The sequence below is a fragment of the Deinococcus hopiensis KR-140 genome (assembly GCF_900176165.1).
GTDB classification, from domain to species: Bacteria; Deinococcota; Deinococci; order Deinococcales; family Deinococcaceae; genus Deinococcus; species Deinococcus hopiensis.
The window spans coordinates 2,950,832-2,963,026 of the sequence record NZ_FWWU01000009.1 but is presented as its reverse complement, the minus strand read 5'-3'; the positions used below and the strand labels follow the sequence as shown (position 1 = coordinate 2,963,026).

Sequence of the window (12,195 nt, the reverse complement as noted above, 5' to 3'; positions counted from 1 at the left end):
CGCTTCAAAGCACGGAACGTGGGGAGACAAATGAGATTGTCACCCCAAACCATACCAGACTTCCGGAGTGTGTAAGGACGGCCGTGCCCGCCAGCACGCAAGAAAAATAGGAGATGCGTAATAAATTCCACATCTGCAGAACGGGGGAGACGACAGGCGCTCTGGACATTCACTGCTTTTCCGCTGTTTACAAAAGAGGGAAAGTTTATCGTTTAAAGGCAGAATTTCCCATGTTCGTTTTACAAGCAAAAAAGGCTGTGTCTGTATGCTAGAGGTCAAAGGGGCGGTGGATCAGCAGGGACGGAGGCGGTGCATCCCCTGTTCTAGACTGCCCACATGACCCTTCCCACTTCGCAGAGCGGCGCCCTCCGCCTGGTCGAGCAGTATTACGCCGCCTTCAATGCGGGCGATGCGCAAGGCATGCTCGCCCTGCTGACCCCAGACGTGCGTCACGACATCAACGAGGGTGGCCGTGAGGTGGGGGTAGAGGCCTTTCGCGCCTTCCTTACCCGGATGGACGCGCACTACCGCGAGCGGGTGGAGGACCTCGCGGTCATGGTCAATGGGGACAGCACCCGCGCCGCCGCCGAATTCACCATTCACGGGGAGTACCTGAGCACCGATCCCGGTCTCCCCGAAGCGCATGGCCAGCGGTACGCCCTGCCCGTCGGCGCCTTTTTTGAAATCCGGGAGGGCCGCATTGCCCGCGTGACCAACTACTACAACCTCGCGGAGTGGAGCCGGCAGGTGCGGGGGGATCACGTTCCGGAAGAGGGCGCTTGAGCCCCAGCGTTGCTGCAGTAACGGGAGACGAACTCAGTGCGGCCCTGCCAGACATTGCCCGGCTCCGCATGGCGGTGTTCCGCGACTTTCCATACCTGTACGAGGGCAGCGCCGAGTACGAGGAACGCTACCTGGACACTTACCTGCGGGCTCCGGGCGCACTCGCGGTGCTGGCCCACGACGGCGGGCACGTGGTCGGCGCGAGTACGGCCCTGCCGCTGGTCTCCGAGACGGCGGAGCTTCAGGCGCCCTTCCTGGCCTCCGAGTTCGATCCGGCGCGGGTACTCTATCTGGGCGAGAGCGTCCTGCTACCCGCCTACCGGGGTCAGGGGCTGGGCCACCGTTTCTTCGATGAGCGCGAGGCGCACGCAGCCCGGCTGGGCCTGTCGCTCACCGCGTTTTGCGCCGTGCAGCGGCCCCAGGCTCCTCCCAATCTGCCGTTTGGCTTCCGGTCCCTGCACGGCTTCTGGCGCTCCCGCGGTTACGTGGAGCGACCCGACCTTCACACCACGCTGCGCTGGGCCGACGTGGGCGAGGCGGAGGAGACCCCCAAGGTAATGCGCTTCTGGGTGCGCCGCCTGGTGTAGAGGGCTACTTCTTCCGCTGCCATCTGTACGCACGCACCGCGTCCACGGCGAACCACACGGCCACCGCACCCCACAGCAGGGCGGGCAGCCAGCTTCCGGCCAGGCCGTACCGGACGGCGGGAACGGCGCACACGACGGCCAGCAGCAGACTGAGGGCAAGTACGATATGGGGGGGCACGCGGCGTCCGAACATGAACCCAGCCTACCCCCCCGGGGCGTCACGGCGCTCTGTCTGCCACCACCTCTGCGAACGTCAGTCGTCCAGTCTGTGGGCCTTCGGCGCTGTCCAGGTCAGGACCGCGGTGGGCAGCGCGGGGAGAGACGCCACCGGTCCCAGCCAGAGCGTCAGCCAGGCGCAGTGTCGCGTGGGCACTGGCAGGTGCTGCCCGTTCGCCATCAGCAGGTCGAGGCAGCCCAGACCACGCCCAGTGCCCGGAGATGCGCCTGCGAGCGCTGCTGCCACTGCCGCTCGTCCATCTCGCGGTTCCGGCCCTCGGGCCGGCCGAGACGGCTGGGCTTCATCAGGGGCATGGCCCCAGCACGATCAGCCGCATACCCGGCCCGGCCGACCCACCCCCCTTCCGGCACGCCCACCAGGGCAAACAGCAGGTTCACGGGCAAGACGAGCGCCTCGCCGCCAGAGGTGGCCAGCACGGTGCGGCGGGTGGCCAGCGGGGCCGGGGAAAACCAGGCAGGCGGGATGGGGAAAGGGCGGCGTTATGCCGGGTCCCCAGGCAGCGTCCAGGCCAGGACTGCCGTGGGCAGGGTGAGGCCGATCAGGAAGGCGCCGGTGGGCACGTCCATCCAACCTTCGCCGTTGTGGGGTACGGGACACGAGAATCCGGTACGCGAGGAGGTGGGCTTGGGCGACTTGCTGCCTTTCCCGTTCGTCCAGTTCGCGCTCAAGGTCCATGCGGCATAGGCCGGGCCGTCCGTCCAGCAGGCGCGCAACGCTGGCGAGCGAGAGCAGGATGGCGGCCAGTTGCAGGGTGACGGCAACGGAGGCAGGGAGGGCGTACCCCTGTACCACCGCCAGGACGAACAGTCCATGGCCGAGGATCAGGCCCGGCGCCGTGCTCCGCCAGGCTGGGATGGTACTCGCCCCGTTCCAGAAACCGGATGGTCTGGTCATGGGTCCCCACGGCGGCCAGGTTCTGACGGCTCACCCCCGTTCCGCCCATAGCACCGGCAGGGGGTTGTACAGCGGAAAAAAGGCCTGGGGCGTCCCAGAGCAGTTGTCCGAATGGCGCCGTGAGGGGAAGGGCAGCCCTCACGGCGCCCCCCATTCTCCCCCACGCGCATTTCGCTTGCCGGGCTCGGTCAAAAAGAAGTCCGCACGTTGACACCTGCTTTGGGGCCTTTGTACCTATGCTTCAAATCGGTAAACTTCTACAACAAAAACTCAAAAGCATAGGAAGTCTCCAGAAAAACCTGGACCATCGCTGACCGTTTGCCCGGCCTCACCGTGGCAGGATGCGGACCGGATGCCGGACTTCGACGTGTTGGTGATGGGCGCGGGGCACAACGCCCTCGTGACGGCAGCCTACGCTGCAAAGGCGGGGCTGAAGGTGGGTGTATTCGAGCGCCGCCACATCGTCGGCGGGGCAGTCAGCACGGAAGAACTGGTGCCTGGTTACCGCTTCGACTACGGCGGCAGCGCCCACATCCTGATCCGCATGACGCCCGTGGTGCGTGAGCTGGAACTGACCCGCCACGGCCTGCATTACCTCGAGGTGGATCCCATGTTCCACGCTTCGGATGGGGAAACGCCCTGGTTTGTTCACCGGGACGCGGGGCGCACTATTCGCGAGCTGGAAGCCCTCTTCCCCGGGCAGGGCGAGGCGTACCACCGTTTTCTGGAGGACTGGACCCCCTTTGCCCGGTCGGTGGCGGACCTGTTCAACTCAGCTCCTGGTCCGCTGGAGATGGGCAAGATGATGGCCCGCAGCGGGGGCGGACGCGACTGGCAGGCGCAGCTGCCGCGCATCCTGCGGCCCTACGGCGACGTGGCCCGCGAATACTTCAGCGAGGAGCGGGTCCGTGCGCCCCTGACCTGGATGGCCGCGCAGAGTGGACCGCCACCTTCGGACCCCCTCAGCGCTCCTTTCCTGCTGTGGCACCCCCTCTATCACGAGGGCGGCGTCGCCCGGCCCAAGGGGGGCAGCGGTGGCCTGACCCGCGCCCTGCGCCGCGCCGTGGAGGCCGGTGGCGGCGAGGTGTTCGTGAGCGCGCCGGTCAAGCAAATTCTGGTGAAGGGGGGCCGGGCACAGGGTGTGGAGTTGGAGAGCGGGGAGACGTACACCGCCCGCGCCGTCGTTTCGGGCACGCACGTGCTGACCACCGCCGGAGCGTTGCCGGAGGAATACGTCCCCGAGGGCGCAAAGAGCGTGCGCGTGGGCAACGGCTTCGGCATGGTGCTGCGCCTCGCGCTGAGCGGAAAAGTGCGTTACCGCCAGCATACCGAGCCGGACAGCCGGGTGGGGTTGGGATTGCTGATCAAGAGTGAGCGGCAGCTGCACAAGGCGTATGGCGAATATCTGGCCGGGGAACCGACCACCGATCCCCCGTTGATCGCCATGAGCTTCTCTGCCGTGGACGACAGCCTCGCTCCGCCGGGCGGTGAAGCGCTGTGGCTGTGGGCGCAGTATTACCCCTACGAGCTGGCCTCGGGCAACTGGGAGACGCGGACCGCCGAGGCGAGGGAGAACATCCTGCGTGCCTTCGAGCATTACGCGCCGGGGACGCGGGACACCATCGTGGGCGAGCTGGTGCAGACGCCCGCGTGGCTGGAGGCAAATTTGGGCCTGCCCAGGGGCAACGTCATGCACCTGGAGATGAGCTTCGATCAGATGTTCGCGTTCCGCCCCTGGCTTGGGGCGAGTTCGTACCGTTGGCCGGGGGTGAAGGGCTTGTATCTCACGGGGGCGAGTACGCATCCGGGGGGCGGGATCATGGGGGCGTCGGGGCGGAATGCCGCGCGGGTGCTGATTCGGGACTTGACGCGCTGGGGTGGGTTGTCGTTGTGAGGGGAGCCCTCGTCCTGGTGGCCCCGTTCCCCTCAGCTCCCCTGCTCCGCAGCTCCGCGCGTTCATTGGGCAAGGAGGTTTACGGGGGTTTCTGGCGTTGCTCTGCTCAACCGTGTTCCGGCTTCGGCGGCCCTCCCGGTTGGAAGGCCTCGTGCCTGGCGGCCCGAACGGCCCGTCTGGGGAGTTCTCGAAGTGGATGGGTGGGCACTGGTCATCGGCTCCAGCATTTAGAAAAGCACGGGCTTTTGGCTCCTCCTCGCCTGTGGGGGGGCTGCAGAGCGGCGGAGCAGAGGTTGGGACTCGCGGAGCTCTGCAGGAGAGAGGGGTAAACGGGCATGGCCCCTCAAGAATCCCCCTTCCCCCCCAACCTCCGCCGCCTCGGGCTGGCCTCCGCTGCCCTCGGCCTCGCTTTCCTGGGTGCGTTGCTCGTGTTGCGGGGCGTGCCTACCGGCTGGATGCTGATTGCCCTCGGCCTGCCCCTGTCCCTCGTGCTGGCGTTGGCGGGCGATGCAAAGCGGGGAGGGCTTCGCCGGACCCTGGGAGAACGGACGGAGACGCTGACTCGGCAGATGCGGCCCTGGATGTGGCTGGCCGTGCTGTACGCCGTACTGAAAATCCCCGTTCCACTATGGCCGGCGGGCTTTTCGCTGCTCGCGCTGTTGGGTACAGGAGCGCTGTTTTTGTCCGCCCTCGCCTACCTCTGGGAAGGCGCGGGACCTCAGCGGGCGCTCGTCATGGCGGCGCTCGCGTTCGGCGTTGGCCTGGGCGTGGAGGTGCTGGGCAGCCGCACGGGCTTTCCCTTCGGAGCGTATTCCTACGAGGGGGCTCCGGCCCCAACGGTCTTCGGTGTTCCCTTGATCGTGCCGCTGGGGTGGTTCGCCCTGACGCTGGCGGCCACCGTTGTGGCCCAGGGGCGGGCGTGGCTGGCTGGGCTGCTCCTCGTGGCGTGGGATGTGGGGCTCGAGCCGCTGATGACCACCCAGGGCTACTGGACGTGGCGCGACGCCGCACCACTCTGGGCGGGTGCGCCAGTGCCGAATTTCCTCGGTTGGTGGGCGGTGGGGGCGGGGTTAAGCTGGGCGTTCGCGGGCCTCGCTCCGGCGCTGTTTGGATTGAGGCGGCGGGTGTGGGACTTTCCTGTGCAGGAACGGGCCGCCTACGTTCGCTCGCCGGGGGCAGAAGCCGTTCTGATTGGATCTGCTCCTCAGCCCAACCTCTCCCGCCTCACCTTCGCCGCCCTGTACCCTGTCGAAATGTTCTTCCTACCCGGTGGCCTCGTCCTCGTCGGGCGGTATGCGCAAGCCGCCGTGACCCTGGGGGCGATGCTCGCAGCATTCCTGCTGGCCCGCGCGGTGGGGAGGCGGGCGTGAGCCGCCCGGACCCGGTGGCGGCCCTCGTCCGCGCCAGCATTCGCGGCAGCTTGCGGAAGCATCTGGGGGGCGTGTGGGTGCGGGGCACGTGGCCGCCGGGCGGCGCGGTCCTGGCCCCCAACCACGGTTCGTGGTGGGACGGGTACGTGCTGCGCGAACTGGCATGGGTGGTGGGCGCGGATTTTCGCGTCACCATGACCGCACGCCAACTCTCGCGCTTTCCCTTCCTGCGGCGCTTGGGGGCGCTTGGTGCGGGCGAGGTCCGGCCCGCCGCGCGTGCGGCAGAAGCGGGGGCCTGGGTGGTCATTTTTCCCGAGGGTACGCTCCAGCCGCCTGGTCGCGTGGCCCCGCTGCAACCCGGCGCGGCCTGGGTGGCGAGGGCGTCGGGGGTGCCCCTCGTGCCTGTCGCGCTGCGGGTGGTCCTGCGGGGACGGCAGTTTCCAGAGGCGTATGTGCGCTTCGGCCCGCCTGTGGAGGAGGCGGACCTGCGGGGGGCGCTCGCGCACGAACTTGCCGCGCTGGACGCCGATCTCTCTGCGGTCGATCCTGAGCGGCCACTGGGGGGCTACCTGCGGATCCTGCGCGGGCGCGAGAGCGATCAGGAGCGGCTGGACCTGCCCAGTCGTCTCCTCGTGCGGCTGTCGGGGGACAGGTGAGGTGGGCCCTCTCGGCGTTGCTGACCGCTTTTTTCGGATACAAGGCGGCGTCGCTGCTCGTCAATGCCTTCGCGTTTCCCCGCCTTGAGGCACAGCCCACGCCTGCTGGTGCGGCCCGCGTTTCCCTGCTCGTGCCCGCGCGGAACGAGTCGCACAATCTTCCCCACCTGTTGCCGGGACTGCTCGCGCAGGGGGCAGGTGAAGTGATCGTGCTGGACGACGCCAGCACGGACGGCACGGCGCAGGTGGCGCGCGCCCTGGGGGCGCGGGTGAGAGCAGGCCGCCCCCTGCCCCCCGGCTGGCACGGCAAACCCTGGGCCTGTCAGCAACTGGCGGAGGCAGCGAGGGGGGAGGTCTTGATCTTCACCGACGCGGACGTGCGCTGGCACCCCGGCGCACTTGGGGCGGTGCTGCGCGAGCTGGAGCGCTCGGGCGCGGACCTGCTCAGCGTTTATCCCCGGCAGCAGAACGTCAGGCCCGGCGAGCGGCTGCTGACCCCGCTGGTGGACGCGGTGCTGCTCACGCTGCTGCCCGCGCCACTGCTGCGTCTGCCGCAGCGCAGCGCCTCGGCGGCAAATGGGCAACTCATGGCTTTTCACCGCGCCGCCTACGAATGGGTGGGGGGGCACAGCCTGGTGCGTGAGGCGCTTCTGGAGGATGTGGCTTTTGCCCAGGGCCTCAAGGCGCGGGGCGGGCGGCTGGCCCTCGCGCTGGGCGGGGATGTGGTGGGCGTGAGGATGTACCGCAGTTACACCGACTCGGTGGAGGGTTTTGGCAAGAACGCCTTTTCGGTCCATGGGCGCTCACACATGCTGATGGCCGCCTCGTTCTCGTGGCACCTGGCTGCCTACACCTTGCCCTGGCTGCTGCCCGCGCGGGGAAGGCCGGGGGTGTGGGTGTGGCGGGCCGCGACGGTGCTGGAGCGCTCGCTGGTCAACCTGCTCACCGGGAGGCGAACGGCCACCGATCTGGCCGAGGGACTGCTCGGCCCGGTCACGCCTCTGCTCACGCTCCCCGTGTATCTTCGCGCCATGCGGCGGCGGGTGACGTGGAAGGGCCGGGCCTACGAACAATGACGGGGCTTTCTTCCCGCCGTTCTCCCCGGCATGTGACCGTGATCGGGGCGGGCTTCGCGGGCCTCGCGGCGGCCCTGCGGCTGGTCCGGGCGGGGGCGGACGTGACGGTGCTCGACGCCCTGGACCGGGCCGGAGGCAAAGCTGCGCTGGGGTACAGCGACTTTTCGAGCGGCCCCACGGTCGTCACGCTGCCGCAGATTTTCCGGGCACTGCACGAGCGTATAGACCTGCCCCTCCCCGAGCTGGAGGCTGCGCGCCCCACCACCACCTACCACGCGCTCTCGGGCCGGACCTTCGCCCCAGAGGCGCTGCACGTGGCCGGCAGCCTGGATTCCACCCTCGCGCAACTTTCCAGGTGGGAGGCCCGGCGCTACCGGCAACTGCTGGACGCCGCCCGCCAGATGTACCTGGACGCCGCGCCCACCTTCCTGTTCGGTCCGCCGCCGGGACGACTGGACCTCGCCCGGTACGCACTTCGGGCGGGGGCCCGGGCGGCACCGCTGTCCAGCCTGGGGCGGTACGTGCGCAGCGGCCCTTTTCTGACGCCCTTCTGGCTGCGCTTCGCCACGTACCTGGGGGCCGATCCCTACCGCGCGCCCGCCGTACTGCACAACGTGGCCTGGGTGGAACTGGGTTACGGCGTCTGGCATATGGAGGGCGGCCTGGGCGGGCTCGCCGAGCGCCTGCGCGAACGGGCCGAAACGCTCGGCGTGCGCTTCGAGTTCGGCACGCGGGTGGAGCACCTGATGGTCCACGGGGGACGCGTGATTGGCGCGCAGACGGACCGGGGGGCGTTCGCCGCCGACGCCTGGGTCAGTGGGGCGGACCAGGCCCTGACCCGCCGCTGGCTGGGCCTGCCGCCGGACCGCACTGGGCGCGGCGTCAGCGGCTTTGCCCTGCAACTGCGCCTCGCGGGAGACCGGGGCCGTGCCCACCACATCTTCTGGCCCGCCGAGTATGCCCGCGAGTGGCGGGATATCCGCCGGGGTGGCCTGCCGCGCGATCCCACCCTGTACCTGCACCTGGATGGAAACCGCGCCTTCCTGCTCGTCAACGCGCCCGCCGCTCCCCGGCTGCCGGAGAATCCCGAGATGTACGGCGCGGAACTGCTCGCCGCCCTGCAAAAGCGCTTTCCGCTGGACGTGACCGAGTGGCGGCCCCTCGGTCCCGCAGATTATGCGAGGACCGGCGTGGCGGGAGCCCTCTATGGCCAGGCCCCCCACGGCCTCCTCGGCAGCCTGCGCCCTGGCTGGAGCCTGCCCCAGGCGCGCAACCTGGCGCAGGTGGGCGGCACGGTCTTTCCAGGTGGCGGCGTGCCCCTCTCGATCCTGAGCGGGTGGAATGGAGCGGGTTCGCTGCTGCGCCTGCCCTACGATCCGCTGGATGGGCTGCGGGTCCCGGCCGAGGGTGAGGTGTGGTGGTAGGGGAGGAAGGATGGCCGTCCGAAGGTCTGACCGGCGGATCGCAGAAGGTCAACTCCTGTTGCTGACCCTCTGTCCGGGAGGGACCCGCACAATCCAAAGTCTCAAAGGGCAGGGCAACCCTGTGAAAATCTGCCCCCTCACGCGCTCCCCGGCCGCCGAACAACCCCACGATTCCGGCCCGGCGATTATGTTTTCAGCGTAAATTATGCTAAGATATACGCATGAAGACCTCGCCTATTACCCTTCAATTCGGAACGCAGCGGCTGCCGGCAAGTGGCGATGGGCTGCTGCAAGCCACCACCGCCCTCGCGGCGCTGGGCCTCCCGCTGCCTGCCGGCGGCGCTTCCTTCGACTGGGCCGCCTTTGCCGCCGAGCATGACCTCGCAAGCCCTGAACGCGACTTCGGTGTGGGGCCCGAGGCCACCCTGCATCCCACGGAGTTTGCGCGGCTGGCCTTCGTCCTCAATACCGCCGAAGCCCGGCGCTGGCGCAAACGGGCGCAGACGCTGCTCGCCCGCGCACTGACCGGCGACGTGCGCCTCGCCGCCGAGATCGCCGAGCGCAGCGCGGACCCCGAGGCCCGGCGCTGGCTGGCCGCCCGCCTGGAAAGCACCGACGCCCGCCGCACCCTGATGGGCACCGTCGCCCGCCACGGTGGCGAGGGTCAGGTGTACGGCCAGCTCGGCTCTATCAGCAACCGCTCGGTCCTGGGCACCGACTCGGCCACCATTCGGCGTGAGCGGGGCGTGAAGCAGACCCGCGACGGTCTGCGCAGCGAGGAACTGCTGCGCATGGCCTACCTCGACACCGCCACCGCCCGCGCCATCGAGGAACAGGGCGCGTTCGGCAATGCCGCCATCCTGAGGCTCCACGAGGACGTGGCCCGCCGCGAACGGGGGCTGTGGCAGAAGAGCGGCTGACGCCGTGATAGGCGCGGAGGGCTGGGGCTTGATTCGCCCTGAGCCCTCCGCTTTTTGCCCTCTGCGCATATCTCATATGGTCCCGCTAGAATGCCGCGCGTGCCACTCACCCTGACCCGCTCCGTGCTGCGCGAGGTGCTGCGCTGGTACGCGGCGGGGCTCGCCCTGTTTCTGATTTTGCAGCTCTTCGACATTCTCAGCGGCACGGTGGGTGCGCTGCTCAACTATCACGCCACACCGGTACAGGCGCTCGCCGTCTTCGGCAGCAAGGCCCCCACCGTGCTCAACCGGGCCCTGGTGGCGGCGGTGCCCTTTGCGGTTCTCCTGACCCTGGGGCGGATGCAGGGCGACAGCGAACTGAAGGCCACCTTCGCGTCGGGCGTGCGGCCCCTGAGTCTGGTCTGGCCGCTCGCGTTGCCCTTCGTGCTGGCGGGGGCGCTGGCCTATGTGAACGCCGGATACGTCGTTCCAGCGGGTCTGGCGAGCTGGGAGCCGGTCTGGCACAGCATCTTCCGGGACGCGCCGCAGGTGCCCAGCCAGGACGAGTACACCTTCTCCTCCGGTGAAGCCCTCTTTTACGCTGGGCGGGTCATCAACAACGCGGGGGGCGGGGGCGCGCAGCTGCAGGGTGTCCTCGTGCAGCGCGGTGACGAGGCGGTAACGGCCCCGAGCGGCACCTGGGACCCCCGCGCCAAAACCTGGACCCTGCAGGGAGCCTGGATTACCCGGCCCGGACAGGACCCGCATCCCGCACGCGGGGAGCTGACCTTCCCCCAGCCCGACACGCTGGAGCCGCCCGCGCCCAGGGCCGAGAACGTCAGCACCCCCGCCCTGCGCGCCCGGCTGGCCGAGGGGCGGGGCACGCCTGAGGAGACGCGCGCGGACCGCTTCGAGCTCACGCGCCGCCTTGCCGATCCCCTCACGCCCGTCGTGTTTGCCTTTGCCGCTGGGGTACTCGGCCTGCTGCTGCGCAACCGCGCGGTGAGCTTTGCCGCCACCGTCGTCTTTATCGCCACCTTCTACGTGTTGTGGATCAGCCTGCCCCCGCTGGCGCGGGTGGGGGCGCTGGCCCCAGCCCTCGCGGCGTGGCTGCCCAATCTGGCCTTTCTGACGGTGGCGGGCGTGCTGGCATGGAGGCTGCGGTGAATCTGCCCCTGAAGCGCTTCGAGCGCTACGTTCTGGGCGAGATTTTGCCGCCGCTGGCCGGAGCGCTGTCGGTGGTGATCGTGCTGCTGCTCCTGGCGCTGCTCGAAACCGTGATCGCGCCGCTGCTCGCCAAGGGAGCAAACCCGCTGCTCATCGCGCGGCTGATCGCCCTGAACATCCCCGAGGCGCTCGCGCAGGCGTTGCCCATCGCGCTGATGTTCGCGGCCCTGCTGGGGCTCTCGCGCCTGGCCGCCGATTCGGAAATTAAGGCGGCCCTCGCCAGCGGAATGCCCGCTTCCCGGCTGTTCCGGCCCGTGCTGCTGCTCGCGGCGGGCGTCACGCTGAGCACCTTCGCCCTCAACGAACTGCTTGTCACCCGTGCCAAGGTGCAGGTGCAGACCGTGCAGCGCGAGATCGTGCTTGACAACCCGCGCGTGATCGGCCTCGGCGAGCCCAGCGCGAACGGGTCGGGCGGCCTGGTGCTGCGCGACGCCCTCAACCGGGCGATCAGCGTCGGTGCAGCCCTGCCAGGGGGTGAGCTGCGCGAGCTGCGGATCGTGACCATGCAGGCCGGGCAGACCCCGCGCGAGGTTATTACGGCCCGCAGTGGCCGACTGACGCCCGGTTCCAATGTGCTGGAGTTGCGCGACGGGAGGCGCGTTTCCTTTCAGGACGGGCGTCCCGTCACCGTGCTGACCTTCATTTCAGGCACGCTGCCCGTGCAGGACGTGCAGGCCAGCTTCGACAGCAAGGACGCGGGCCTCAAGGCGATCTACCTGCCGCTGCGGGACCTGCTGGCGCGCACGTCGGCCTACCGCCAGCAGCATGTGCGCTCGCCAGCCGACTTCACGGCCCTGCACCGCAAATTCGCCGAGCCGCTCGCCGGGCTGGCGCTGGCCTTTTTTGTCGTCAGCCTGGCCGTGTTCGCCTTTCGCAGCGGGCAGAACCTCGGACTGGTGTGGGCGCTCCTGCTGAGCTTCGCGTATTACGCCACCTGGAGCGTCTTCCGGGTCATGGGCGAGAACGGCGCGGTGCCCGGAGCGCTCGCGGCCTACGCACCCGATCTGATCGCTGTGCTGGCGGGCGCGGCCCTGCTGTGGCGGGCGGGACGGCAGTGAGGCGGGTGGAGGCTTACCCCTGCACGGCTTCTGAACATCTTCCTCGCGCCTTCTGAACCCACGCGCGGCACACGCTGCACAGATCTGGA

General features: G+C 69.0%; 13 protein-coding genes. 10 read left to right on the top strand and 3 right to left on the bottom strand.

The window, feature by feature from the left end:
- Positions 1-336: 336 nt before the first annotated feature.
- Positions 337-783, top strand: coding sequence for a ketosteroid isomerase-related protein (locus B9A95_RS27805; protein WP_084050499.1), 447 nt, complete (start codon positions 337-339; stop codon positions 781-783).
- On the top strand, positions 780-1,370 hold the full coding sequence (locus B9A95_RS27800) for a GNAT family N-acetyltransferase (protein ID WP_084050497.1): 591 nt from the start codon (positions 780-782) through the stop codon (positions 1,368-1,370). The genes B9A95_RS27805 and B9A95_RS27800 overlap by 4 nt, the downstream gene beginning before the upstream one ends.
- Positions 1,371-1,374: 4 nt before the next feature.
- On the opposite strand, the gene B9A95_RS27795 is transcribed toward B9A95_RS27800, so the two are convergent.
- The 3 genes from B9A95_RS27795 to B9A95_RS32775 all read right to left on the bottom strand — a co-directional run bounded on the left by B9A95_RS27795 (position 1,375) and on the right by B9A95_RS32775 (position 2,276).
- Entirely contained in the window at positions 1,375-1,563 is a 189-nt protein-coding gene (locus tag B9A95_RS27795; protein WP_084050496.1) for a hypothetical protein, read from the bottom strand.
- Between the two features lie 203 nt (positions 1,564-1,766).
- Entirely contained in the window at positions 1,767-2,024 is a 258-nt protein-coding gene (locus tag B9A95_RS27790) for a hypothetical protein (RefSeq protein WP_084050494.1), read from the bottom strand.
- 63 nt (positions 2,025-2,087) lie between these two features.
- Positions 2,088-2,276 carry a hypothetical protein gene (locus tag B9A95_RS32775; RefSeq protein ID WP_139807009.1) on the bottom strand — a complete coding sequence of 63 codons (189 nt, stop codon included), beginning with the start codon at positions 2,274-2,276 and terminating at the stop codon, positions 2,088-2,090.
- 578 nt (positions 2,277-2,854) lie between these two features.
- Here B9A95_RS32775 and B9A95_RS27785 point away from each other — a divergent pair.
- The 8 genes from B9A95_RS27785 (at position 2,855) to B9A95_RS27750 (ending at position 12,106) form a co-directional block, all read left to right on the top strand.
- Positions 2,855-4,396: a phytoene desaturase family protein gene (locus B9A95_RS27785; protein ID WP_084050492.1), complete on the top strand. Its 1,542-nt coding sequence runs from the start codon at positions 2,855-2,857 to the stop codon at positions 4,394-4,396.
- 335 nt (positions 4,397-4,731) lie between these two features.
- Positions 4,732-5,766: a carotenoid biosynthesis protein gene (locus B9A95_RS27780; protein ID WP_084050490.1), complete on the top strand. Its 1,035-nt coding sequence runs from the start codon at positions 4,732-4,734 to the stop codon at positions 5,764-5,766.
- Complete coding sequence (locus B9A95_RS27775) at positions 5,763-6,422, top strand: lysophospholipid acyltransferase family protein (RefSeq protein ID WP_084050488.1); 660 nt, start codon at positions 5,763-5,765, stop codon at positions 6,420-6,422. Before B9A95_RS27780 ends, B9A95_RS27775 begins: the two co-directional genes overlap by 4 nt.
- Complete coding sequence (locus B9A95_RS27770) at positions 6,419-7,498, top strand: glycosyltransferase family 2 protein (RefSeq protein ID WP_084050486.1); 1,080 nt, start codon at positions 6,419-6,421, stop codon at positions 7,496-7,498. Before B9A95_RS27775 ends, B9A95_RS27770 begins: the two co-directional genes overlap by 4 nt.
- Complete coding sequence (locus B9A95_RS27765; RefSeq protein ID WP_084050485.1) at positions 7,495-8,922, top strand: phytoene desaturase family protein; 1,428 nt, start codon at positions 7,495-7,497, stop codon at positions 8,920-8,922. Before B9A95_RS27770 ends, B9A95_RS27765 begins: the two co-directional genes overlap by 4 nt.
- 221 nt (positions 8,923-9,143) lie before the next feature.
- Positions 9,144-9,842, top strand: a complete 699-nt coding sequence (gene ddrC / locus B9A95_RS27760; RefSeq protein ID WP_084050483.1) for a DNA damage response protein DdrC — start codon at positions 9,144-9,146, stop codon at positions 9,840-9,842.
- 90 nt (positions 9,843-9,932) lie between these two features.
- Positions 9,933-10,988 (top strand): LptF/LptG family permease, encoded by a 1,056-nt coding sequence (locus tag B9A95_RS27755; RefSeq protein ID WP_084050481.1) that lies wholly within the window; start codon positions 9,933-9,935, stop codon positions 10,986-10,988.
- Positions 10,989-10,996: 8 nt separating this feature from the next.
- The gene (locus B9A95_RS27750; protein WP_084051023.1) at positions 10,997-12,106 is read left to right on the top strand and encodes an LptF/LptG family permease; all 1,110 of its coding nucleotides are present in this window, start codon (positions 10,997-10,999) and stop codon (positions 12,104-12,106) included.
- Positions 12,107-12,195 lie beyond the last annotated feature (89 nt).